This is a genomic window from Rhizobium sp. NZLR10, from assembly GCF_019685125.1.
In the GTDB taxonomy this organism is placed as follows: domain Bacteria; phylum Pseudomonadota; class Alphaproteobacteria; order Rhizobiales; family Rhizobiaceae; genus Rhizobium.
Genome location: NZ_JABDWE010000013.1, coordinates 179,244 through 200,434 on the forward strand (window position 1 = coordinate 179,244; position 21,191 = coordinate 200,434).

27 protein-coding genes are annotated in these 21,191 nt (G+C 60.2%); 9 read left to right on the forward strand and 18 right to left on the reverse strand.

All coding sequences use genetic code 11. From position 1 onward, the window contains the following. Positions 1-94: 94 nt before the first annotated feature. Entirely contained in the window at positions 95-937 is an 843-nt protein-coding gene (locus tag HJB82_RS20290) for a LysR family transcriptional regulator (protein ID WP_405048992.1), read from the forward strand. 183 nt (positions 938-1,120) lie between these two features. On the opposite strand, the gene HJB82_RS20295 is transcribed toward HJB82_RS20290, so the two are convergent. The 3 genes from HJB82_RS20295 to HJB82_RS20305 form a co-directional block, all read right to left on the reverse strand. After that, positions 1,121-2,911 carry an ABC transporter ATP-binding protein gene (locus HJB82_RS20295; RefSeq protein ID WP_221132187.1) on the reverse strand — a complete coding sequence of 597 codons (1,791 nt, stop codon included), beginning with the start codon at positions 2,909-2,911 and terminating at the stop codon, positions 1,121-1,123. Positions 2,912-3,313: 402 nt separating this feature from the next. After that, positions 3,314-3,811, reverse strand: coding sequence for a DinB family protein (locus HJB82_RS20300; protein WP_207584272.1), 498 nt, complete (start codon positions 3,809-3,811; stop codon positions 3,314-3,316). Positions 3,812-4,064: 253 nt separating this feature from the next. Then, on the reverse strand, positions 4,065-4,799 hold the full coding sequence (locus HJB82_RS20305) for a phosphotransferase (protein ID WP_221141192.1): 735 nt from the start codon (positions 4,797-4,799) through the stop codon (positions 4,065-4,067). Between the two features lie 186 nt (positions 4,800-4,985). Here HJB82_RS20305 and HJB82_RS20310 point away from each other — a divergent pair, with 186 nt between their 5' ends. The 3 genes from HJB82_RS20310 to HJB82_RS20320 are packed head-to-tail and all read left to right on the forward strand — an operon-like array spanning position 4,986 to position 6,317. Beyond that, positions 4,986-5,300 carry a helix-turn-helix transcriptional regulator gene (locus HJB82_RS20310; protein WP_221141194.1) on the forward strand — a complete coding sequence of 105 codons (315 nt, stop codon included), beginning with the start codon at positions 4,986-4,988 and terminating at the stop codon, positions 5,298-5,300. Beyond that, entirely contained in the window at positions 5,297-5,644 is a 348-nt protein-coding gene (locus tag HJB82_RS20315; protein ID WP_221141196.1) for an SRPBCC domain-containing protein, read from the forward strand. The genes HJB82_RS20310 and HJB82_RS20315 overlap by 4 nt, the downstream gene beginning before the upstream one ends. 49 nt (positions 5,645-5,693) lie before the next feature. Continuing rightward, positions 5,694-6,317, forward strand: a complete 624-nt coding sequence (locus HJB82_RS20320) for an ATP-dependent Clp protease proteolytic subunit (RefSeq protein WP_221141198.1) — start codon at positions 5,694-5,696, stop codon at positions 6,315-6,317. Positions 6,318-6,536: 219 nt separating this feature from the next. On the opposite strand, the gene HJB82_RS20325 is transcribed toward HJB82_RS20320, so the two are convergent. From HJB82_RS20325 to HJB82_RS20350, 6 genes are all read right to left on the reverse strand, one after another. Then, positions 6,537-6,830 (reverse strand): hypothetical protein, encoded by a 294-nt coding sequence (locus HJB82_RS20325; RefSeq protein WP_221141200.1) that lies wholly within the window; start codon positions 6,828-6,830, stop codon positions 6,537-6,539. A 25-nt stretch (positions 6,831-6,855) separates the two neighbouring features. Beyond that, positions 6,856-8,769 carry an adenylate/guanylate cyclase domain-containing protein gene (locus tag HJB82_RS20330; RefSeq protein ID WP_221141202.1) on the reverse strand — a complete coding sequence of 638 codons (1,914 nt, stop codon included), beginning with the start codon at positions 8,767-8,769 and terminating at the stop codon, positions 6,856-6,858. Positions 8,770-8,966: 197 nt separating this feature from the next. Further along, positions 8,967-9,758 (reverse strand): aldolase, encoded by a 792-nt coding sequence (locus HJB82_RS20335; RefSeq protein WP_221141204.1) that lies wholly within the window; start codon positions 9,756-9,758, stop codon positions 8,967-8,969. Positions 9,759-9,858: 100 nt separating this feature from the next. Continuing rightward, positions 9,859-10,509, reverse strand: a complete 651-nt coding sequence (locus tag HJB82_RS20340) for a pyridoxamine 5'-phosphate oxidase family protein (RefSeq protein WP_207583355.1) — start codon at positions 10,507-10,509, stop codon at positions 9,859-9,861. Positions 10,510-10,899: 390 nt separating this feature from the next. Further along, a complete protein-coding gene (locus HJB82_RS20345; protein WP_221117053.1) occupies positions 10,900-11,334 on the reverse strand; it encodes a hypothetical protein in 435 nt (144 codons plus the stop codon). A gap of 1 nt (position 11,335) precedes the next feature. Further along, positions 11,336-12,070 (reverse strand): TetR/AcrR family transcriptional regulator, encoded by a 735-nt coding sequence (locus HJB82_RS20350; RefSeq protein ID WP_207583356.1) that lies wholly within the window; start codon positions 12,068-12,070, stop codon positions 11,336-11,338. 197 nt (positions 12,071-12,267) lie between these two features. Between HJB82_RS20350 and HJB82_RS20355 the strand changes: the two genes are divergently transcribed. Beyond that, on the forward strand, positions 12,268-12,756 hold the full coding sequence (locus tag HJB82_RS20355) for a RidA family protein (RefSeq protein ID WP_207583357.1): 489 nt from the start codon (positions 12,268-12,270) through the stop codon (positions 12,754-12,756). A 45-nt stretch (positions 12,757-12,801) separates the two neighbouring features. Here the strand turns inward: HJB82_RS20355 and HJB82_RS20360 are convergent, their stop codons facing one another. Further along, on the reverse strand, positions 12,802-13,146 hold the full coding sequence (locus HJB82_RS20360) for a helix-turn-helix transcriptional regulator (RefSeq protein WP_207583358.1): 345 nt from the start codon (positions 13,144-13,146) through the stop codon (positions 12,802-12,804). Between the two features lie 107 nt (positions 13,147-13,253). Between HJB82_RS20360 and HJB82_RS20365 the strand changes: the two genes are divergently transcribed. Continuing rightward, positions 13,254-14,000 carry a glucose 1-dehydrogenase gene (locus tag HJB82_RS20365; protein ID WP_207583359.1) on the forward strand — a complete coding sequence of 249 codons (747 nt, stop codon included), beginning with the start codon at positions 13,254-13,256 and terminating at the stop codon, positions 13,998-14,000. A 413-nt stretch (positions 14,001-14,413) separates the two neighbouring features. Next, positions 14,414-14,950: a hypothetical protein gene (locus tag HJB82_RS20370; RefSeq protein ID WP_221141207.1), complete on the forward strand. Its 537-nt coding sequence runs from the start codon at positions 14,414-14,416 to the stop codon at positions 14,948-14,950. Positions 14,951-15,017: 67 nt separating this feature from the next. Here HJB82_RS20370 and HJB82_RS20375 read toward each other — a convergent pair whose 3' ends face one another. The 7 genes from HJB82_RS20375 to HJB82_RS20405 all read right to left on the reverse strand — a co-directional run bounded on the left by HJB82_RS20375 (position 15,018) and on the right by HJB82_RS20405 (position 18,209). Further along, the gene (locus tag HJB82_RS20375) at positions 15,018-15,263 is read right to left on the reverse strand and encodes an isocitrate lyase/phosphoenolpyruvate mutase family protein (RefSeq protein ID WP_409201850.1); all 246 of its coding nucleotides are present in this window, start codon (positions 15,261-15,263) and stop codon (positions 15,018-15,020) included. Positions 15,264-15,292: 29 nt separating this feature from the next. Beyond that, positions 15,293-15,913, reverse strand: a complete 621-nt coding sequence (locus HJB82_RS20380; protein ID WP_207583361.1) for a glutathione S-transferase family protein — start codon at positions 15,911-15,913, stop codon at positions 15,293-15,295. Next, entirely contained in the window at positions 15,906-16,385 is a 480-nt protein-coding gene (locus HJB82_RS20385; protein ID WP_221117051.1) for an SRPBCC domain-containing protein, read from the reverse strand. Before HJB82_RS20385 ends, HJB82_RS20380 begins: the two co-directional genes overlap by 8 nt. After that, a complete protein-coding gene (locus tag HJB82_RS20390; RefSeq protein WP_207583363.1) occupies positions 16,360-16,710 on the reverse strand; it encodes a helix-turn-helix transcriptional regulator in 351 nt (116 codons plus the stop codon). Before HJB82_RS20390 ends, HJB82_RS20385 begins: the two co-directional genes overlap by 26 nt. 248 nt (positions 16,711-16,958) lie before the next feature. Further along, positions 16,959-17,375 (reverse strand): GFA family protein, encoded by a 417-nt coding sequence (locus HJB82_RS20395; RefSeq protein WP_207583364.1) that lies wholly within the window; start codon positions 17,373-17,375, stop codon positions 16,959-16,961. Positions 17,376-17,418: 43 nt separating this feature from the next. Beyond that, a complete protein-coding gene (locus tag HJB82_RS20400; protein ID WP_207583365.1) occupies positions 17,419-17,883 on the reverse strand; it encodes an SRPBCC domain-containing protein in 465 nt (154 codons plus the stop codon). After that, positions 17,880-18,209, reverse strand: coding sequence for a helix-turn-helix transcriptional regulator (locus tag HJB82_RS20405; RefSeq protein WP_207583366.1), 330 nt, complete (start codon positions 18,207-18,209; stop codon positions 17,880-17,882). The genes HJB82_RS20400 and HJB82_RS20405 overlap by 4 nt, the downstream gene beginning before the upstream one ends. Positions 18,210-18,503: 294 nt before the next feature. On the opposite strand from HJB82_RS20405, the gene HJB82_RS20410 reads away from it, so the two are divergent. Beyond that, positions 18,504-19,061, forward strand: coding sequence for a YidB family protein (locus HJB82_RS20410; protein WP_207583367.1), 558 nt, complete (start codon positions 18,504-18,506; stop codon positions 19,059-19,061). Positions 19,062-19,343: 282 nt separating this feature from the next. On the opposite strand, the gene HJB82_RS20415 is transcribed toward HJB82_RS20410, so the two are convergent. Next, positions 19,344-20,189, reverse strand: coding sequence for a dienelactone hydrolase family protein (locus HJB82_RS20415; protein ID WP_207584273.1), 846 nt, complete (start codon positions 20,187-20,189; stop codon positions 19,344-19,346). 759 nt (positions 20,190-20,948) lie between these two features. Between HJB82_RS20415 and HJB82_RS20420 the strand changes: the two genes are divergently transcribed. Beyond that, a complete protein-coding gene (locus HJB82_RS20420) occupies positions 20,949-21,185 on the forward strand; it encodes a hypothetical protein (protein ID WP_207583368.1) in 237 nt (78 codons plus the stop codon). The last annotated feature ends 6 nt before the right edge of the window (positions 21,186-21,191 follow it).

Genomic DNA, 21,191 nt, shown 5'->3' on the forward strand with positions numbered 1-21,191 from the left:
TAAAATTCCTTTCCTCATCTAACGAGACGAAACTAACGGATTTCCCACTGAACGATAATCCGCTAATATGCGCATGATTTCAGAAACGGAGCTCATGAATGGCGCAGGACAACATCCAGGACCTCGTGGCATTTCTCGCCGTCGCGAGGAAGCGAGGCTGGGGCTCAGGCTGCTCACCAGAACGACCCGAAGCGTTGCGCCGACCGAGGCCGGCGAGCGCTTGCTTCGCACGGTTGGTCCTTACGTAGACGGCATAAAGCACGAGCTCGATGCGCTCAGCGAACTTAGAGACAAACCTTCGGGCAAGGTCCGATTGACCTCTGACGAAAACGCAGCGGAATCCATCCTATGGCCGACCATTCATCGCCTGTTGCCCGAATATCCTGACATTGAGGTCGAGGTCGTAGTCGACTACGGCCTCAGCGACATCGTGGCCGAGCAGTATGATGCTGGCGTACGGTCCGGGGGATACATCGCCAAGGACATGATTGCAGTGCGCATCGGACCGGACATGCGCATGGTGGTGGTCGCCTCACCGACCTATCTGGAAAGCCGGGAGCTTCCGCTCGATCCCAAGGATCTCACCTCCCATGACTGTATCAACCACAGGCTTCCGACCTACGGCGGCGTCTATCCGTGGGAGTTCCGCAAAGATGGCAGAGAGGTCAATGTCCGCGTCAAAGGGCAGCTCGTGTTCAACACGGCTCACATGATCCTTCATGCGGTGCTTGCTGGCCACGGCCTGGCCTATATGCCGGAGCAAATGGTGGTGCAGCACATCCAGAATGGGCAGTTGGTCCTGCTGCTCGACGACTGGAGCCCCACCTATTCCGGATATCACATCTATTATCCAAGTAAACGGCAGGTCACACCGGCTTTCCAAGCGGTGATCAAAGCGCTCCGCTATCCACAGAGACACTCATTCGCAGTCGATTGATGAATTTCCTCATCACGGCTAGAAGAGCTGCCGATCTAATCGTTTCCTCGACTGCTTCCTAAATATGAAGGTCTGAGCGGACACCCCCATAGACCCACTTTCCTGACTGCCTGCAGAACAGCGCAGCCATTGTTCGCTGAACACGAGAAAGGAAACGCCAGAGCAAAACCCTGGCGTTTCGGTTCAGGCCACAAGACCCTTGGTCAGCTCCAGCGCCTGCCGCTCGAACAGTCGGCGATAGATGCCGTCGCTGCGCCGGATCAGCGCCTGATGATCGCCCTCTTCGACGATCTTGCCCTTGTCGAAGACCAGCAGCCGGTCGAGCGCCCGCACCGTCGATAGCCGATGGGCGATGACAAGTGTGGTGCGGCCGTCCATCAGGCGTTCCATCGCCTGCTGGATCTGCACTTCGCTCTCGCTGTCGAGGCTGGAGGTCGCCTCGTCGAGGATCAGGATCGGCGCATCGGCCAGGAAGGCGCGGGCGATGGCGACGCGTTGTCGCTCACCGCCCGAGAGTTTGACGCCGCGTTCTCCCACCATCGTCTCATAGCCCTTCGGTAGGCTCAGAATGAAGTCGTGGGCGCTCGCCTGTTTCGCCGCCTGCTCGATTTCCCGCCGCGAGGCGTTCGGCCTGGAATAGGCGATGTTTTCGGCCAGCGTGCGGTGAAACAGGATCGGCTCCTGCTGGACGATGGCGATCTGGCCGCGCAGGCTTGCTTGCTCGACCCTGGCGATATTCTGCCCGTCGATGCGGATTGCGCCCGAGTTCACGTCGTAAAGGCGCTGGATGAGCTTGACGAAGGTCGTCTTGCCCGAGCCCGAATGCCCCACCAGCCCGACACGCTCGCCCGGCTCGATGACGACCGAGAAATCCTCATAAAGCGGGCTGGGATGCGCGCCGTATTGGAAGGTGATGTGATCGAAGACGATCTCGCCCTTGCCAATCCTGATCGGTGTGGCGTCCGGCCTGTCTTCGATGCCGAGCGGCATCTTGTCGAGCAGCACCAGCTCTTCCATGTCGTTGACGGCCCGTTGCAGATTGCGGATGTCCTGACCGACATTGCGCAAATAGCCCTGCAGGACGAAGAACATCGCCAGCACGAAGGTCACATCTCCAGGCGTCGCCAGCCCCTGCTGCCACATGACGAGGCCCGTTCCCAGAATGCCGGCCTGCATGGAGACCATCATGAAGCCCTGGATCGTGCCGCTCAATGTGCCGCGCTTCCATGTCCGCCGCGTGCGCTTGTCCCACCTGCCGAGCACATGGCCGAGCCGGATCTCTTCGCGGTTTTCGGCGCCGAATGCCTTGACCACCGAATTGCAGCTGATCGCATCGGCCAGCGCGCCGCCGAGCTTGGTATCCCAGGCATTGGCAAGCCTTGCCGCCGGCGACACGAAGCCCATCGAAAGCGCCACGGTGACGCCGATATAGATCAGCGATCCCAGGCCGACGATCAGCCCCATGATCGGCCAGTAACTGCCGAGCACGATGCTGGCGCCGACCAGCATGACGATCGACGGCAATAGCGCCACCAGCAGCAGGTCGTTGAGCGAATCCAGCGCCCACATGCCGCGGGTGATCTTGCGCACCGTCGAACCGGCAAAGCTGTTGGCGTGCCAGTCGGTGGAGAAGCGCTGCACCTTGTGGAAACCACCATTGGTGACATCCGCCATGGTGCGCAGCGTCAGCCGGATGATGCCGTTGAAGATGAAATAACGCAGCGCCACGCTGCTGAAGCCCAAAGCCACGACAATGACGAAGGCGCTGAGCGCGCCGTCGGCCGCATTCGTGCCGGCGATGGCATCGACGATCTGGCCGGAGAAGACCGGCACCATGACTTCGGCCAGCGTGCTCGATATCACCAGCACGATGATCAGCCCCACCAAAGCAGGCCGGTGGGTCCAATGATGAAAGATAAAGCCGAGCACGTTGCGATAGGCATCGGCGCGGAAATCGAGCTTCTTGCGAGTCATTTGAACCAACCCGGCCGCATATCGGCAACCGGTCCTCAAAATCGAGAGTGAATTGGCACAGCCCAAGCGGGAGACGAAATGATCCCGTCAGATCAATCGGGCTATGAAGGGAGTGAAAACCGCATGTCGGGCGCGCCTGAGGCGGGCCGCGAATGGAAATGACCTAGTGTCGGGACATTCCACACGGGAGGATTTTGGTGAATACTGCTGTCATGCAACGCCTCCCTTATGTTCGATCTGACGCGGTAAGCCTCTTGTAGCGAAGGCGATCGCCGTTGCCAACCGGGAATTTACAACCTGACAGAAAGTGATGCGGAAACGACACAATCTGGAACGTGCAGGTTTAGGCAGTGGCGCTTGCCGAGTGCTGGGGGCAGGTTCGTCGAGCCCGAGGCGGACAGGCTATGGCAGACGCGAAAGGTCGGTCGGCTCCGGTTTTGCACCCGCTGCCGTCAACATCGCGTGCACCTGGCCGCGGTGGTGGGTCTGGTGGTTGAACAGTTCGACGGCACAGTGCGCCTTTGGCCTCTCGACCCGCGTTGCACCATCGCCGGGATACCAGACGAGCATGCCGTCAAGCTCTGCGTCGCGCAATCCTGCGGCCCACGCTTCGATTTCCGCATTGCGTTGCAGACGCAGTGTCTTGAACTCATCCCAATCCGATGGGCTTGTCAGCGAGTGCTTGATGGTTTCCTCGGGGCGCCCATTGCCCTTCAATCGCTCCAGTATCAGGGCGTCGGCCCAATAAAGATGGTTCAGCGTCGCGGCGATCGATTGGAAGAACGCCCCTCGATCCTTCCAGCGCTCCGCAGGCGTAAGCCCATCGGCGGCAGTCACCAGAGAGCTGTTCTGCCAGCTGTTGTAACGGGCCATAAGTCGGCAATATCCGGCTGAGATCATTGTCTCGGGCTCCAAAGATTAGCGATGTTGGGGGAGGTGGGCGAATGGCGGGAAAGACCCGTGGGTCGTTCGTGCGCTGTCGCCTGCGCCAAAGTATGGCGTGTCGTGCTAGGCACGGACAGCGATTAGTCTATCCTAAAGCAGCATCGGCGCAAATGCCGGATGGCATTTTTCCTTTTTGAGGAAGGTCCGCTCATGGCGCACTGCAGTCGCGGCAGGTTCCTGACGCAGCTCGTCGGGCCGCCGAAACGGCTCAGAGCGCTCGAACTTCGGCAAGCCGCCTGACTGCGTATTCGTCATCCCAACAGATGGCGGCTTCCCATGCTGCCGATGCTTGCGCGGCTATGTCATAGGCGATGCCTTCCAGGCCTGCTGCATTGTGGGGCAGGACGAGGTCAAGGTCGGGCACGTCGACATGCGACTCATCCCAATCGATCAGTGCGACGCGGTTCGCGGTCATGCGGATGTTACCAGGGTTGTTGGGATTGCCGTGAACGACGCTTGTTTCGCGACCGACAAGCCGCGCCCACGCCGCTCGGCATCGAGCGACGCCATTTGGCGGCATCGCGGCAAGGTCGATCCTCGTCCCGATTTCCACGTGCAGCAGGTCGGTCGAGCATCGCCAACCCGGGCGCTGCGGCCAGCCCTGCGTCAACCGATGCACCTCGCGGAGTGTGTCGGCCACGCGACGCCAGTCGGCCGCCGTCTCGGGTGGTCCGCCAGGCATGTATTCCATCACCGTCAGGCCACCGGCGAACAGGCGGCCATCGGCCGTCGGGATCGGCACCGGCACACTCAGGCCTTCGCGGTCGAGGTGGCGCAGGAGGTCGGCCTCCCACGCGAGATCAGCATCACTCCTGGTCCCCAGACGACCGACTGCAAGTTGGCCGCGGACGCGCACACTCCAGACATCATTGGCAACGCCGCCAGAGAGCTTTTCGATGCGCGCTGCGTCTTTATCCCACAGCTCCAGTGCTTCCCATCCCATCAGCGGCTTTCCCGATGCCAAGCAAACAGCCGATTTCGTTCATGGCGAACCCAACCGATCTGTTCTTCCTCTGCCTCTGGTTACCATTGACGTTTTGCCACGGGCAAGCTTCGCCTCGATCAACGCCGGCACCCGCAGCTCAACAACAGCATTGCGAATCAGATAAGTGTGTGCTTATCTGTTGGCATGATCGAGAACGAGATTTTCAAAGCTCTGGCCGACCCGACACGCCGCGCGATCTTCGAGAAGCTGGCGAGCGGCAGCATGAACGCCAGCGCCCTTCGTGACGGCATGGCCATCAGCCAGCCGGCGATGTCCCAGCACCTTTCCGTGCTGCGCAATGCTCGGCTGGTCCGCGAGGAACGGCGGGGGCGCTTCGTGAACTACGAGGTCGATCCTGACGGCCTCGCACTGATAGCCGGATGGATGGCGAAGTATCGGGCTTACTGGCCAGCGCGGATTGATGCGTTGAAGGCTCTACTGAAGGACATGGACCAATGAGCGATACGGAGGCCGAAAGGCAGGAAAAAGATCTGGTGTTTGAATACGAACTCGACGTGTCTCCGGAAAAAGTCTGGCGGGCGGTCAGTATTCCCGCCTTTCGGGACAAATGGCTGCCTGAGCAGCAACTGGCAGACGCCGAGCCGATCTCCACGGCACCGGGCGAGGAAGTGAGCTACAGGATGCGGGACGATGAGCCGCCCTTCCTCGAGAGCATCGTCACGTTTCAGGTCAGGCCCGATGCCAACGGCGGCACGATACTCAGAATTGTACACGGGCTGGCCGATACGAGGCTGGCGCCAGCGGCAAACAGCAATGCGCCGTTGATGATGCTGGCTGCCTGACGCTTTAGCTAGCCAGTCACCTAAAGTCCTAACCGACAGGAGTTCGCCCATGCGCGAAGCGATGCAACTCGTCCCTATGGTCATCGAGCAATCCAGCCGTGGCGAACGCTCTTTCGACATTTATTCCCGTCTTCTGCGCGAGAGGATCATTTTCCTGAACGGTGAGGTAAACGACACCGTTTCCGCGCTCGTTTGCGCACAGTTGCTGTTTCTGGAGGCCGAGAATCCCAAGAAGCCGATTCAGCTCTACATCAATTCCCCCGGTGGAGTCGTCACCAGCGGCCTCGCCATGTATGACACTATGCGCTACCTCCGCGCGCCGGTTCATACACTTTGCATGGGGACGGCCCGTTCAATGGGGTCGTTCCTGCTGATGGCGGGCGAACCCGGCGAGCGCGCCGCGCTGCCGAACGCCAGCATCCTGATTCACCAGCCGTCAGGCGGTTTCCAAGGACAGGCATCGGACATGCTGATCCATGCCGAAGAAATGCTGAAGACCAAGCAGCGTATGACGCGGCTTTATGCCCAGCATTGCAAACGCTCCTATGAAGATTTTGAGCAAGGGATGGACCGCGACCGCTTCATGACGGCGGAGGAAGCGCTGGAATGGGGGCTGATTGATCGCATCCTGACTGAACGCGAGACAGTCGCCGCGCCGGAAATCACCGCATGATCGCGCGTTGGGAAACTCGCGCGGCGGTCTCCTCGACTGGATCGAGCGCACCGGTAAACCCGGCTACAGGCCCGACCCCGACACTGCTTCATCCCGATTGTCCACCTCGGTCATGGGCTTGACCCGAGGATCCACGCCGGGCCCACTAGCGGGGCCATGGATCCCAGGCTCAAGGCCTGGGATGACGGAGATTGGGGGACCCGCGCGAAGTGACCGCCGTCAGGAGCGACTGACTTGCAAGCAGGCCGAGATCGCCTCGGCCGTACGCAGGGAAGCGCCATGAACAGCCTCGTCTACAGGTCCGAGCGCCATGTCATTGGAAATGATGTCGTCCAGATACGCAGCAGCCGTTTCGAGCGTCGCACCCTCCAGGATCATGTTGGCGGCTTGAAGGAGATAAGTATCGTATTCATCGGCTGCGTTGTTTCGCCATGCCAGATCATCGAGCTGACGAATTCCGATAGGATCCCAATGATCCCATCCAATTTGACGTAGGGCGTGAATGTCGGTCATGGTGGGTCCGCTCAGTTCATGATCCTCAGTCTTTGATTTCCCCGACAAGCTCCCATATGTCGACCTTCTCGGCGCGTCCCTTGACCGGGGCCAGGCCGAAGGCGCGGAAGGCGAAGCGGTCGGCGACGGCGTCGCGGGTGGCGGCACTCACCAGGATCGATGTGTTCAGCTCCCTGTTCATGCCTTCCAGCCGTGAGGCGATATTGATCGTATCGCCCATGGCCGTGTACTGCTGGCGCGAAATCGCGCCGAAGCTGCCGACGACGGCCGGGCCGGTGTTCAATCCAAATCGCGTGAACAGTTCGGGGCGGCCATTGCTGAGATTGGCGTCGTTCAGGCCGTCGACCGCCGCTTTCATCGCCAGCGCGCATCGACAACCATGTTCGGCATGGCTGATATCGTCGACCGGGGCGTTCCACATGACGAAAATGGAATCGCCGAGATATTGCACGACTGTCCCGCCATTGCGCTCGGCGATGGTGTTCAGCAGCTCGAAATAGGCCGAGAGTATATCGACCACGTCCTCGGGCGAATGCTGCTCCGCGATGGTCGTGAAGTCTCTGATATCGGTGAACAGCACGGTCACATCCTGTCGCTTCGCCGTGACGACCGTTCTTCCTTCCGGACTGACGATCCGCCGAACCACTTCACGCGGAACGAAGAGGGCAAACTGGCGGATGGCATGGCGGCTTGCCGCCAGCGCGGTCGCCAGCGTGTTGATCTCCGATATCCACGAATGTGACACACCTTGCTCGCCGACATCCAGATCGCCGATCCTGCGCGCCTCGTCGGCCAGGCGATAGAGCGAGATGCTGACCATGCGGGACAGCAGGACCGATGCGGCGACACCGGCGATCACGAAGGCGGCGGCAACGAAGAGATTGCGCAGCAACAGCCGATTGGCCTCCGCCACCAGGTCCTCCAGCGGCACGACGATTGCCGCCACGCTGCCCTCGAACAGGCCGGACACGCTGACCGGGGCGATCTGCACCAGATAGGTTTCGCCATCGAAATCGACCCGTGCCAGGCCGCCGCCTGCAAAGGCCGGATCCTGCCTGAGCCGCGCCACGGTTTCGAGGCTCGGGTCGAAACTGTTTGCCGTTACGGCAAAGGCGCCTGATGTTCTCGACCATAATCCGATGATCCTGCTCATGATAGCAGGGTCGGAATGGGCAACGAGATTGCCGCCGGCATCGATGATGTAAGCCCGGGCTCGCGGTGAAATCTGACCTGCGTCCAGCAGGCGGCTGACGGTCTGCAGGTGAATGTTGATGCCGAGGACCACCTGGCCATCGTCCCGCATCGGGGCTGCGATCGTCAGCGTCGGAACATTGAGAGGTCGGGTGACATAGGGTCCGACGGAAACCGGCACGCCGTCTTGAACGACCGATTGATACCAGGGGCGTTGCCGCGGATCGTAAGATGTATCCTCGCCATTCCGCTCCCCGATCACTAGTGCATCCCGATCGAGAAAACCAAGCGTCGAGATGATGTCGGCCGCTTGTCTGCGTGCGATCATTCTGATCGCGAAGGCCGTGCCATCGGGTGCGGCAAGCGTCTGGCGGACGTCGCGCCGGGCAGTATTGATCACCTGCAGGTAGGAGCCATCGGGATAGCCGGCGTAAACGCTGGTGGCGTTGGGGACGTTGCGCAGCACCTCCAGAAAGAATTGCTGTTTTGCCTTGATATCCTGAGGCGGTGGCGAAACGAGCTGCGGCAGGGTGGATGCCAGCGCCACGGCCTCGGTGCCGCCCTGCAGCGTATTCCGGTATCCCTCGATCAGCCGCAAGCTCATCGCGCGCATCTGCTGCGCGCCGGCGCTGACCGCAGCATCGCTTCCGTGGCTGAATGCCATCCAGATGATCGGCGCCGACGTGCAAAGCAGCGACGCGACGACCAGGACGCCGAGATGCAGTCTTAGGGGTTTGGACCAGCGCACGCGATTTCCCCCGAAATGCGGACACGTCTCGGCAGTTATAGCTCAATGCCCGTCTTGTGGGGCCTGTCTTCGGCAAGCAGGAATGAACAGACCCAACGATGCCAGCTAACTGCTTTTTGCAGGCTTGCACAAGCCGCTGATATCAGTTCTCCCGCCCTGGCGAGAACTTCGCTGTCGCTGCAGAATGTCGCGAGGGCTCAGCGCTTATAGTCGGGCTCGCTGCGATCGAGCGCGCGTTTCACCGCCTCCAGATGGAGCCGGGCCGACTCCGGATCTCCTTCGCGCATCTGCCGATACGCCGCTTCGGCGATCTCAGGCGCGACGGCAAGGACCTGGCGCCCTGTGGACAGGGCGAGCGTCTGCACCTCGCAGGCGCGCTCGAGATAATAGAGGTCGTCCCAGGCCTCGGCGATATTGGCTGCGCAGACCATCACGCCATGGTGCTTCATGAAGACGATGTCGGCATCGCCGATCGCTGCCGCGATGCGATCGCCCTCGCGCGCGTCGAGCGCCAGACCGTTGTAATCCCGGTCGACGGCCGTGCGTCCATAAAATTTCAACGCGGTCTGCCCGGCAAAGATCAGCGGATCGCCTTCGGTCATCGAAAGGGCGGTGGCATAGGGCATATGCGTGTGGAACGCCGCCTTGGCGCGCGGAATGTTCTTATGGATCCTGGCGTGGATGTAAAAGGCGGTGGCCTCGGGCTGACCGCTGCCCGACACGACGTTGCCGTGAAAATCGCAGATCAACAACATCGAAGCCGTCAGTTCGGCGAAAGCGTAACCGTAGGGATTGACGATGAACAGGTCGTCATAGCCGGGAACCACCGCCGAGAAGTGGTTGCAGATCCCTTCCTCCATGCCGAGCCGCGCCGCCATCCGGAAGCAGGCCGCCAGATCCACGCGCGCCAGCCAGATTTCCTCCGTATCGAGTTTCGGCTGGTTGGGGCCGGCGGCGGGCGAGGGGGTCGTGTTGAGCGAGTGGGCCATGGGATCGTTTCAGATGGGTGTCGCGGAGAGGGCGGTTATTTGAATTACGCCCGCATGACCCTGGCATCAAGCCGGCTGAAATGAAACGCAAGCGTGCCGGTTAATAAAGCGTCCGCTTGTATGCATCTTCGAGATCGGCATCGATTTTGCGCATCTCATCCTCATCGCTTGGCGCGCCAGTCGTCTCATCCAGAATGATCTTTACAAGGGACGGCATCTCGGTGCGATCCTGAAGATGATCCGGGTTCCACAAGTGCGAGCGCCGGAAGGCCTTGGCGCAGTGAAGAAAAACCTCATTCACCTTGACGACGATCGCGAGTTTGGGAGCGCGGTCGTTGACACTCATGCTTTGCAGAAGTTCAGGGTCAGTCATCAAAGTGGCGTAGCCATTCACGCGCAATGTGTCGTCAAAGCCCGGAATGATGAACAACAGCCCGACGCTCGGATTGGCGAGAATATTGACTAAGGTGTCGAGGCGGTTATTGCCGGGCCGGTCCGGTATCGCCAGCGTCCGCTCGTCAAGTATTTTGACGAAGCCCACAGGATCACCGCGGGGGCTGACATCGGCTTTTCCATCCGGGCTCTGCGTGCCGATGCACAGGAATGGCGAACGCCTGATAAATTCTTGCGCATGTTTGCCGATAGTGTCCTGACACTTCTGAATGGCCAGAGCATGTGTCGCCTCGAACAGACCTCGAAGAGCTCGCTCATCTCTTATGGCGAAATCTGGATTGACCTTGAACTCCTTCATTCCATTTGCCTTTCGAGTTGCGTTATTGGCTTGATCAGCCTTGCGCCATAATGATGTACGTACCTCATAATGTCGCGGTTTGTCAATGTCCGTAACGCGGCAGAGGGTGGGAGCGGTTTCGCCAGACCCGCCGCCGGCGCACTCGACAATACCGGCGATAATCGAGGCTGGGCCGTGGGGGTAATGACACTTTTCTTGCACCACACGTCGCTGGATTCACGAGGCTCATCCCACCCTCCGTCCTCCTCGGGCTTGACCCGAGGATCCACGCCGCCTCAATCCGCGACGGGCATGGATCCCAGGCTCAACGCCCGGGATGACGGAGGGTGGGGGGCGTTTTGCCAAAGGATATATCTGTGTGGCTGGTCGGAAAGAAATGGCGTCTGTGCCTTACCGCTGAAGCTCGGCATCATGAGCGTTTTTCAGTGCGTCGCATCCCCCAAGCTCTTTCGTAACGCTTGATGCCCACTCCTGCGCCTGCCGTTCGGAAATCGGTAGGTCAGGGACTTCAGTTTCAGCGAGAAACTGCAAGCTCGCTCCCTCCAATTTTGCGATCGCCTCCTCAACGTCCGAATATATCTGCGTTCCTGGAGGACAGCCCTGCTTTTGGATATATCCCAAAAATCGTGGACGCATCGGCTTCGGCTCTGCCCCGCAATATTTCTCCGCCAGGACATGCACCATCAGTGCGTAGTCGATTCCCATGAATCGCGTCTCGATCGGTTCGTTCAGCTTGATACTGTTTCGGCAAAATTTGGGAGATTCGGCATTGGCGGCAACAAGCGGCACGCAGGCAAATATTACGCCGCAGACATAGCGAAACAAATCACTTCCCTCCCACATTTTCCAGGCGCGACGACTTTCCTTGTTTGGGAACGAGGCCATCGAGCAGGAAGTCGAGGCCTTTGCTGAAAGCACCGTCCCAGTCATTGTCCAACAGCAGACCAGAGCGTTCGATTGTCGGGTAGTGTTGGCTGAGGCTTGCGAGGCGCTGCTGCGCGGCGGCTCTGTCCTCGTCCGAGAGCTCGAAGCTTGCCCTTGTGGTGGTGGCGCCGATCACATAGTTCCACAGCGACCATATTGCGACGTTCAAATCCGCGTCCGCCACGCCGGCTCTGGACAAGGTTCTGCCCAGCAGTTCCAGGCGAGAAAGGATGTTCGGGCCGAGCGCCCGGCGCGGCAAGAGCGATGCCGACCAGGGATGGCGCAGCATGCCGGCACGCCAGTCTTCAAGCATGTGAACCACGTCGCCGCGCCAGTCTTCCGACGCATCGATTGGCGCCGGGCCGCGATATTCGAGCACCGAATCGAGCGCCAGATCAAAGACCTGCTCCTTGTTGCCGACGTGCCAATAGAGGCTCATCGCGCCGGCCCCGAGGCGATCGGCCAGCCGACGCATCTTCAATCCGTCCAGCCCTTCGGTATCCAGCAGTTCGACCGCCGTCGCGACGATCCGTTCGAGAGAAAGAGGCGGTTCATGGCGCGGTTCAGGCCCGGACTGGGGCAACGGAGTTTTCCGTTGAGACTGCTTGCTCCGAGCGCCGCTGCGTTTGGCTGCCATCCGATTTCCTTAGTGAACAAAACGTCAATTTAAGCCGACAAAGCGACGAATGTCGATGCTGACGGATTGACTCGTACATTGTACGATGCGAGTTAATCGTACAATGTACGAGCCAATCGTATAGGCGAACAATTCGCCGTTCAAACCTGCAGGCCGTGGGGGAGGTTCCCCTCAGTCCTCAACGCCCAAGAGAATTCATGTCACGCGCAATCACGCATCTGCTCATCGGAGGGCTCATCATCATGACCATCGGAATTTCCGCTGCGACGAAAGCCAACGAGAACGATCTCAAGCTGACCATCGTCAATCCGAAAAACCTCTACGATCCCTCGCCGAACGGCTACAGCACGGCGGTGATCGTGCCGAGGGAAGGCCGGCTGGCCTACATCTCCGGACAGGGCGGCCAGGACAGCACCGGCGCCTTGTCGCCAGACTTCGCCGTCCAGGTGAAGCAGGCCTACGCCAATCTGCGCACTGCCCTCGATGCGCTTGGCGCCAGGCCCGATCAGGTCGCCAAGCTGACGGTCTTCGTGGTCGATCACGATATGTCCAAGCTTCAAGTGTTGACGGAGAACGTCAGGGAGATGTTCGGCGCTGCACTGCCGGCGCAGACGTTGATTCCCGTTCCCAAGCTGGCGATCGACCCCATGCTCTTCGAGGTCGAAGCCGTCGTCATCTTGGAATAAGGATGGCTGGAATAGCGGGCGGCGCAAGCTCCGGCAGTCCGCCCGTCAATCTGCCTCCGGCTGCCCGGGAAGCTGTTTGTAAGCCGTCAGAATGGCCTTGATCAAGCCCGGGAAGCGCTCGTCCAGCTCGGCGCAGCGGGTTTGATTGCGCATCTCCACGCCCTGGCGCTCGCTCAGGATCAGCCCGGACTCGCGCAGCACTTTGAAGTGGTTCGACAGCGACGACTTCGGGATGACCCGCTCGCCGAGCTGGCCCAGCGCAGAACAGGTCCCGCCGCAGCCGGCGCCGGAAAGCCACGCGAAAATTGCGGCGCGCTCCGGATCGGAAAGCGCATAAAGGACCGCTTCGGGGCGGATGTCCTCTAATGCTGGGTGAAAGAGCGGTCTCATGAATTTTATATAGCGACCCTTGACATTAAGATCAACAGTTCCGAATTTCTGAACTACGGAACAAGGCCGTCAGTGTCGATGGCAGTCCGGGTCAGAAGGAATTGGATATGGCAAAGCTCACGGGAAAGGTCGCTGTGGTAACCGGGGCCTCCAAGGGCATCGGTGCCGCGATTGCCAAGGCCCTTGCGGCGGAAGGTGCGCAAGTGGTGGTGAACTACGCTTCGAGCAAGGCCGGGGCAGACGCGGTGGTTGAGGCGATCAGCGCCGCCGGCGGCAAGGCGATCGCGGTACAGGGCGATGTTTCCAAGGCCGAGCAGGCACAGGGCTTGGTCGATGCCGCCGTCAGGGAGTTCGGCAAGCTCGACGTGCTGGTCAACAACTCCGGTGTCTACGAATTCGCGCCGATCGATGAGGTGACCGAGGAACATTATCACCGCATGTTCGACGTCAACGTGCTCGGCCTTCTTTTGACCACCCAGGCGGCGGTCAAGCATCTCGGCGAGGGTGGCAGCGTCATCAACATCTCATCGGTGGTCACCAGCATGGCGCCGCCGGCCTCTGCGGTCTACACCGGCACCAAGGGAGCCGTGGAAGGCATCAACAGCGTGCTTGCCAAGGAACTCGGCCCACGCAAAATCCGCGTCAACGCCATCCTGCCGGGAATGGTCGAGACCGAGGGCACGCACACCGCCGGCGTCATCGGCTCGGATTTCCAGCAGGTCATCGTCGGCCAGACGCCACTCGGCCGCGTCGGCCAGCCGGACGATATTGCCGGCGTCGCGGTCTTCCTCGCTTCCGACGACGCCCGCTGGCTGACCGGCGAACGGCTGAATGCCAGCGGCGGCTTTCGCTAAGGCTGGTTGAAGGTTGCGCGCGCCTTGCCGGGGCGCGCGCTCCCAGCCAGAGAAACGGGAGGTTGCCGCGGCCTTGCGGCACCCGCCCCCTCCTTCGAGGCTCCGGCCTTCGGCCCCCGCGCCTTAGGATGCGGCTCTCCTGAGCTTTCGCTTGACGGTTTTACCCGGGTGCCTGCGGCACGGACCAGGGAAAGATATCGCGTGATCGATTGCGCAATATCGCCAGAACCGCGTCCAAGACGCGCCGCGTCCCAGGTGGAAGCCGCGCTTTCCTGATATTGTCGCTGTCGCCGGCGACTTCCCAATGCGTCGCCTGGCCTTCAAGCTTCACCGCGGGTGTTTGCCTGGCTGCTGTCTTGCTTTCTCCAGCATCCAAACTACGGTGCCGACAGGGTGATTTGGGGATTGAGCGCGTGCGTTTGATTGCAGCTTTGGCGATTATAATCATATCGAGCCAGGTGGGAGCGGTTGCGTGTCCTCTCGACGATACCTTGAAGCTCTGCGTATTGAATGGCCGAAGCCTGGCTGCCCTGCACAGCGGCGTTGATCGAGGCGATTGGAAAGTCGACGCGATTTCTTCTCCGCCCAATGCAAGCTCGGAGCCAAGAACCGGCAGCGAGGTTTACACGATGCCGAGCGGGCAGCGGTTCGCCATGCTTTTTCGGGAATACCGAAACCTCTTTTCTGCCACTTGCTCGTTCAATTTAGTCTTAGCCTTGGGCAAGGGTGGTCAGGAAGGGATGCATTGTTCCAACGTTGAGCTTGAAGCCTTCGAAGCTGGGCTCTCTGCAGCCTCGCTGGGTCAGATAACGAAAGAGCGCAGGCAAAGCGGCACGGCCTATTTGATAGAGGGCCAAAACACGTGGATGACTGTGGTGGTCACAAACAGTGGCACGCCGCAAGACGTTTCGAATGCGTGGGTCGAGACTTCGGTCGTTAAAGCGCCTTAGGCAAAACTTCATCCGCTTGCAACTGACGCCTTGATCGCATTGCCGGACGCGTGGCCCGCGCTTTGGCTCATTGCCTGTCACGGCGTTTTCCCTGTGACATCAGCTGGCCGATGACAGCAGCCGGGAGCGCGTCGACGGCATAGCCAAACGTGCCGGCTGATCCCACTTCCTCGGCGGCCCGCATCAAAGCCCCGAGTGCTGCCCGCGCAAACGATCCGCCGACACTAACTCGCCGCACGCCGCCGGCCGAGAGTTCGGCAACGGAGTAACTCGGTCCGCGTAAGCCCATGACCACGTTGACAACGCCTTTCACACGCAAAGGGGTCCTTCGCCGGTGCGCTCCTACGCCGGGAAAGGGTTTCGCCACGCATCCAGTTCTTCAAGCCGTTCGTACCAGGTTTGGATATGCCGAAACTCGGCGAGGGGAATCTCGGCGGCGGCTGCATAAGGAAGTGCAGCGGCCAGCGCGAAATCCGCAACGGTCAGGGTCTTCCCGACGGCGACGCTGTTCCTCGCCAAATGATCGTCCAGCACGCGGCCATGGTGCCGAAAATTCGTCTTCGCATCTTCGATCAGGCCGACGTCAGGCTCTCCACCGAACAACGGCTTGATCAAGGTTTCAAACCACAGTGTTGCCCCGTGCCGGGTAAAATGACTGGCATCCCAACTCAACCAGCGGAGCACGTCGATCTGCCGGTGGTCATGCGGCCAGAAATCCGATGCAACGCTGTCAGACAGCCTGCACATGATGGCATTCGCTTCCCACAAGGTTCCGGCGTCATCCTGCAACACCGGGACTTTCCCGTTCGGGTTAAGCGCCAGGAATTCTGCGGTGCGCTGTTCTCCGCTTGCCAGGTCAATCCTGACGAACTCGACGTCGGCTTTAAGAAAACGAGCGGCGGCGCAGGCCTTCCGAGGATTGAGCGTCTCGCAATAGTATAGTTTCATCGCCGCCTTACGCATGATCCGGTCCTTCGGATTCTAGAAAAACGCCCAATCGCTCGAGGCTTTGCGACCAACCGGCTTCATGACCCTCAAGCGATGATGCGCTTTCAAATCCACTCTGCCGAAAAGTCATTTCAGTGCCTCCGTCGCTTTCCCTGAACGTGATCGTGACGACCGTTTCCGGGCTATTTTCGCCGGTCCCGCTCTCCCAGGCATGTGTGAAGACAAGCCTGTGTGGCGGCTCGACCTCCAGGTATTTTCCGCCGACCCAGTGCTCTTCTCCACCTGGCGCGATCAGACAGGCGCGGTGTCTACCGCCCGGCCGGACTTCAAGCTGGTCGCCCACCGCCTTGAAACCGTGAGGACCACTCCATTGCGCCAACGCTTTCGGGTCGGTCCATGCCCTGAAAACGAGATCGCATGGGGCATCGAACCTTCGCACAAGAACCAGGTCGCGGGTGTTGTCAGTGTCGATCTCCGGATTTGTCATTTTCGTATCCTTGTACCTTGGACAGATAGTCATCGAGACGATCAAAGCTTTGATCCCAGAAGCGTCGGTAATCGGCGATCCAATCAGCGATTGTCTTCAACGCGTCCGGCTCAAGGACGCGGGGACGCGAATTCGCTTCACGGCCGGAGCGGATCAATCCGGCCTGTTCCAGGACCTTGAGATGCTTTGATATGGCAGGCTGAGACAACTCGAAGGGATCAGCGAGTTCGGCCACGGTCGCCTTGCCGTGAGCAAGCCGCCCAAGAATTGCTCTCCTTGTGGGATCGGAGAGTGCGGAGAAAATCGCATCGAGCCTGTCGTCCATATATCACCATGCAGCTATATAGCCATATGGATATATTCTATGGAGCGAAATGTCAAAGGCAATTTTGCGGTAGATTGGCAGTGACGGGAAAGAAACTCACCCGTTGGCAACGAAGCGGGAAGTCCCGCGTCTGCAGATCCCGCAACGGGAAAAACTGGGCCAAGTGTGGTGCCCAGCTTTCCTGCGAATACGGCATCTGCTGTTCAGATCGCGTGAACAAGAAGCGCGCGACTTCCGCTGGCCTAGCTTCACATCGGCGGCATCGTTTCGAATTTCGCCGCGGTCGGATCGACCTGGTCCCAGCCAAGGCCGCTCTGGGTGTAGGTCACCATCTCGGGCTGGTATCTATCGGGATCGTTGAGGCTGGCGGCATGGATGGTGAAGAAGTCGGGCATGTAGGAGAAGGTCAGGTAGACCGGTGCGCCGCAGGCGGGGCAGAAGCCGCGGGTCTTGACGTTGCCATTGTCGGCGACCATGTCCCAATGCGTCGCCTGGCCTTCAAGCTTCACCGCCTGCCGGCTCGGGAAGGTCAGATAGGAGCCGTGCCCAGTGCCGCTGGTCTTCTGGCAGTCGCGGCACTGGCAGTCATTCATCGCGATCGGTTCGGCTGCGATCTCATAATGGATCGCACCGCAGGCGCAGCCGCCGGTGTAGGGCTTGCTCATGTCTCTCTCCTGATAAGGGTTGTTGGACGACGGGTTGGTCGCCTCAGTTCTTGCCTTCGGCGATGGCGCCGATGTTCTGGACGACCTTCTTCCAGCCTTCGCCCATTTTCTGGAAGGCGGTTTCGTTGCGAGGCAGCACGAAGCCGGAATGGATGAGGCGCAGCCGCGTGCCCTTTTCGACCCTGGTCAGGATGAAGGTGACCACGGTATCGAGCGGCGAGCCATATCCGGCGTTCTCCGCATGCCCGCCTTTCCAGGCATAGGCCAGACGTTCGTTTTCCGTCACCTCCAGCACCTGGCAGTGAATGGTGCCGTCCCAGGCGCCGGCCGGCGTCGTCTCGTAGGTGAAGCATTTGCCTTCCACCGGCTCGAAACCGGCCGGCACCATCAGCCAGCGGCCCATCAGACTGGCCGTGGTCAATGTTTTCCAGAGCGTCTCCGGCTGATGCGGGAAGATCTCGTCGATCACGATCTCCTGCGTGTCGGGCTTCAATGCGGTCTCGTTCATGGATCGATTTCCTTCAGCAATGTTCTGAGATCGGCAAAGCGTTCGCGCCAGAAGAGGCCGTAATGGCTCATCCAGTCGACAAGCGGCTCGAGGCCATCAGGGGCGGCACGGTAATAGACCTTTCGGCCTTCGGGACGCTCAGTGACAAGCCCCGCCTGCTTCAGCGCCTTGAGGTGTTGGGAAACGGCGCCTTGGGTGACGTGGCCTGCACGCGTCAGTTCGACGACGGTGATCTCGTCGGAGCGGACGATCAGTTCGAACACTGCCCGCCGGGTGGGATCGGCAAGGGCGCGCATGACGGCGGTAATGGAGGCGGTTTCGATCATGAGGAAAGCAATAGCGTGGACTAATTGATGAGTCAATACTAATTAGTTTGATAGAGGGACGGTGAAGTGGCCGCATCGATTAGCCCGCGCCCGCCACGCGTCTTCTTTGCGTTGAGGAATGACCTTTGCCAACCGGCGCGGCTGCCCGGAAATCTGATCTGCGGCGTCTGCGGCAGGGTGAACGGCCGGGCTTTAAGCGCCTGGCGCGGAACCTTTGGGCGCTCTGGACATTGCTGCCCATGCAGCACTCTGCTTGGGTCGGCTGCGCTTTGGAAAACCATGGGAGGATTCATCATGATGAGCGGTCAATTGAAGGCGCTTCTCGCCGTTCTTGCCCTTGCCGGCTATCAGAACAGAGACAAGATCGGGGAACTCCTGCGCGGCATGCAGAACCCGCAGCAGGCCGGCCCCGGAGGCCAGCAGCAGGCCGGTGCCGGAGGCCAGCAGCCGGGCGGGCTCGGTGGCATCCTCGGCGGGCTGGGCGGCTCGGGTGGTTTGGGCGGCCTTCTCGGCGGTCTCACCTCCGGCGGCATCGTCAGCGGCGGTCTCGGCGATCTCCTCAAGACCTTTCAGCAGAACGGCCACGGCGACAAGATCGACTCGTGGGTCAAGCCCGGCGAGAATGCCGAGATCAATGACGGCCAGCTCGCCGAAGCCCTCGGTCCGGATGTTCTGAACGAAATTGCTCAAAATACCGGCCTTTCGCACGAGGAGATTCTTGGCCGATTGAGCCGCGATCTCCCCAAGGCCGTCGACGACCTGACGCCGCAGGGCAAGCTGCCGAGCGCCGAAGAAGACTTTTTGTCTTCGGCGAGCAGTTCGACCACGTCGGCACGGCCGAGCAGCATCTAAATCCTGGGTAAATGGGCGCGCGGCCGGCAGGCAGCCGGCGCGTGTTGCGAGGGCGATCGGGAAGCGCAATTGCCCTTATATTCCGCCATACGTCGTGATTTGCCGCGTAGCTCACCCCACCCTCCGTCCTCCTCGGGCTTGACCCGAGGATCCATGCCGGCCCCATCAGCAGCGGGCATGGATTCCAGGCTCAAGGCCTGGAATGACGGAGATTGGGGGTGCGCTGGTGCCACACTCGCCGCTGGCGCATTACGATGTCGCACCAGATCGCGGAGTTTCCCGTTAGTTCGAGAGATACTTTCGAAGGAATGTGTGAACGCTGCGGATGGATTTTGCTGCGGCGTCCGGATCGTATTTTTCGATATGACCGAACACCCGCCTTCCCACTGCAAACTCCGGGGCATCGAAATCGTGATAGGTACCCTTGTATATATTCAGCTCGATGGGCGGACTATCGTCAGTCAGATTGGCAAGCCTCTTCCGGCATGGTTCCGTTGGGCTCCAATTGTCTCGTTCGCCACTCAAAATCAGGATCGGCACCGTCGCATCGCCCTGACTGGCTGCGCAGACCGGATAGTAGGCAACCGCCGCCCTGAATTTGTGATCCATCAGCTGTTCGTTACCTTCGATTTTCGTTCCCTCCAGCGTCGCGGTGCCGCCCGCCGAAAAGCCCATCAGCGCGACGCGCTGCACGTCGACAAAACTCGATTTCGATAAGAAATCCAAAGCCCCATAGGCGTCGAAGACCCGGTCGGGGAGAGTGCTTTGACAGGTGTCCTTGATATTGCGGGTGGTGAAACTATCGACGACCAGCACGACGTACCCCCATGAGACCAGCCGTTTCGGCCAAAGGTCTTTGACGCTCAACCGCAGGCCATCGCATCCATGCATGACGACGATGGCCGGGAAGGGGCCTTGACCCTGGGGGCGGGACAGATAACCCAGCAATGGCGTGCCTTGCGGTTGGGAGATAATTTCTCCTTGTTCGCCAGCCTTGCGTATCCGGAAGGGGCTCAGCTTGACGGGCACGCTTTCGAACCGCACCAATTCGTCGGCATCGGCCCGGTTTTCGGCAAGCGTGATGCCGAGACAAGCGACAAGGCAAAGAAAAAGTCCCGCGGTTTTCACTGACGCCTCCACCGTTTGACCGACAGGCTGCCAATTGTACGCCGGAGCTGAAGGTTGGCAAAGCGGATGGGGCGTTCTGCTGCCGATTGGGGCATGGGCAGGGCAGAGTTTAGACCGATCCGCGATCAGCCCTTGATCACCCCCCGGCAGCTCAGTTAAGACTACCGTAAATTCAAGCTGCGAAATTTGAGTCCTTAACGAATGACGATCAAATCGGCGTCGTCCTTCCCGCCGCATGCGTCACTCGCCCAGACTTGCGAGCCGCCACGGTCATTGAGCACAGCCGCGGGTTTCCCAAGGAGCTCACTCCTTGCTCCGTCATCCTCGGGCTTGACCCGGGGATCCACGGTGGCCTCCATCAGCAGCGGGCATGGATCCTCGGCTCAAGGCCGAGGAGGACGGAGGTTGGGGAGCGTGTTTTGCCAAACTTGCTGGATAGCGGATGGCATTCTGCCGCCAATTGGTCGGGCAGGCTTGATTTCAAAACTAACCCACGATCAACCCTTGATCACCCCCCGGCAGATCAGTTAAGACTACCGTAAATCCAAACTGCGAGATTTGAATTCAGAGGTGATCGACCAAGTCGGCGCCGGCCTGCGGTCGCGTGCGTCACTTGCACGATTTGCGCACCGGCCGTTTCCGAGGCCCTGACAGCGTCCTCTGATCGTCGTCGATCCCCACCCCTTCCGCCCGAGCCTTCATGTTCGATCACATCGGGATCGAGCCGGGTCGGGCTGTGTCCTTTCAAGGAGAACTGCAATGGACCCTTCGATTGCTCCGGCCTCGCGGGCCTCGGTGGTGACGCCGAATGATAGTGCCATTGTCGGGGCGCGCGCGCTCTATATCGGCACGGCGGGAGATGTGGCGATTGCGCCGCGGCGGGATATGGATCCGGTAATCTTCAAGAGCGTGCCGGCCGGGACGATCCTGCCGGTGCATGCGGCAATCGTGGCGCTGACCGGGACGACGGCGTCGAACATCATCGCGCTGTTCTGAGCCTTC

What these genes read in the sequence shown, in the direction of transcription:
- HJB82_RS20385 (WP_221117051.1), bottom strand. Translation starts at nt 16,385, where the DNA reads ATGACAAATCCGGAGATCGACACTGACAACACCCGCGACCTGGTTCTT.
- HJB82_RS20315 (WP_221141196.1), top strand. Translation starts at nt 5,297, where the DNA reads ATGAGCGATACGGAGGCCGAAAGGCAGGAAAAAGATCTGGTGTTTGAA.
- HJB82_RS20290 (WP_405048992.1), top strand. Translation starts at nt 95, where the DNA reads ATGAATGGCGCAGGACAACATCCAGGACCTCGTGGCATTTCTCGCCGT.
- HJB82_RS20390 (WP_207583363.1), bottom strand. Translation starts at nt 16,710, where the DNA reads ATGGACGACAGGCTCGATGCGATTTTCTCCGCACTCTCCGATCCCACA.
- HJB82_RS20350 (WP_207583356.1), bottom strand. Translation starts at nt 12,070, where the DNA reads ATGGCAGCCAAACGCAGCGGCGCTCGGAGCAAGCAGTCTCAACGGAAA.
- HJB82_RS20335 (WP_221141204.1), bottom strand. Translation starts at nt 9,758, where the DNA reads ATGGCCCACTCGCTCAACACGACCCCCTCGCCCGCCGCCGGCCCCAAC.
- HJB82_RS20410 (WP_207583367.1), top strand. Translation starts at nt 18,504, where the DNA reads ATGATGAGCGGTCAATTGAAGGCGCTTCTCGCCGTTCTTGCCCTTGCC.
- HJB82_RS20405 (WP_207583366.1), bottom strand. Translation starts at nt 18,209, where the DNA reads ATGATCGAAACCGCCTCCATTACCGCCGTCATGCGCGCCCTTGCCGAT.
- HJB82_RS20305 (WP_221141192.1), bottom strand. Translation starts at nt 4,799, where the DNA reads ATGGGATGGGAAGCACTGGAGCTGTGGGATAAAGACGCAGCGCGCATC.
- HJB82_RS20300 (WP_207584272.1), bottom strand. Translation starts at nt 3,811, where the DNA reads ATGATCTCAGCCGGATATTGCCGACTTATGGCCCGTTACAACAGCTGG.
- HJB82_RS20355 (WP_207583357.1), top strand. Translation starts at nt 12,268, where the DNA reads ATGTCACGCGCAATCACGCATCTGCTCATCGGAGGGCTCATCATCATG.
- HJB82_RS20395 (WP_207583364.1), bottom strand. Translation starts at nt 17,375, where the DNA reads ATGAGCAAGCCCTACACCGGCGGCTGCGCCTGCGGTGCGATCCATTAT.
- HJB82_RS20380 (WP_207583361.1), bottom strand. Translation starts at nt 15,913, where the DNA reads ATGCGTAAGGCGGCGATGAAACTATACTATTGCGAGACGCTCAATCCT.
- HJB82_RS20360 (WP_207583358.1), bottom strand. Translation starts at nt 13,146, where the DNA reads ATGAGACCGCTCTTTCACCCAGCATTAGAGGACATCCGCCCCGAAGCG.
- HJB82_RS20325 (WP_221141200.1), bottom strand. Translation starts at nt 6,830, where the DNA reads ATGACCGACATTCACGCCCTACGTCAAATTGGATGGGATCATTGGGAT.
- HJB82_RS20310 (WP_221141194.1), top strand. Translation starts at nt 4,986, where the DNA reads ATGATCGAGAACGAGATTTTCAAAGCTCTGGCCGACCCGACACGCCGC.
- HJB82_RS20365 (WP_207583359.1), top strand. Translation starts at nt 13,254, where the DNA reads ATGGCAAAGCTCACGGGAAAGGTCGCTGTGGTAACCGGGGCCTCCAAG.
- HJB82_RS20400 (WP_207583365.1), bottom strand. Translation starts at nt 17,883, where the DNA reads ATGAACGAGACCGCATTGAAGCCCGACACGCAGGAGATCGTGATCGAC.
- HJB82_RS20420 (WP_207583368.1), top strand. Translation starts at nt 20,949, where the DNA reads ATGGACCCTTCGATTGCTCCGGCCTCGCGGGCCTCGGTGGTGACGCCG.
- HJB82_RS20340 (WP_207583355.1), bottom strand. Translation starts at nt 10,509, where the DNA reads ATGAAGGAGTTCAAGGTCAATCCAGATTTCGCCATAAGAGATGAGCGA.
- HJB82_RS20320 (WP_221141198.1), top strand. Translation starts at nt 5,694, where the DNA reads ATGCGCGAAGCGATGCAACTCGTCCCTATGGTCATCGAGCAATCCAGC.
- HJB82_RS20295 (WP_221132187.1), bottom strand. Translation starts at nt 2,911, where the DNA reads ATGACTCGCAAGAAGCTCGATTTCCGCGCCGATGCCTATCGCAACGTG.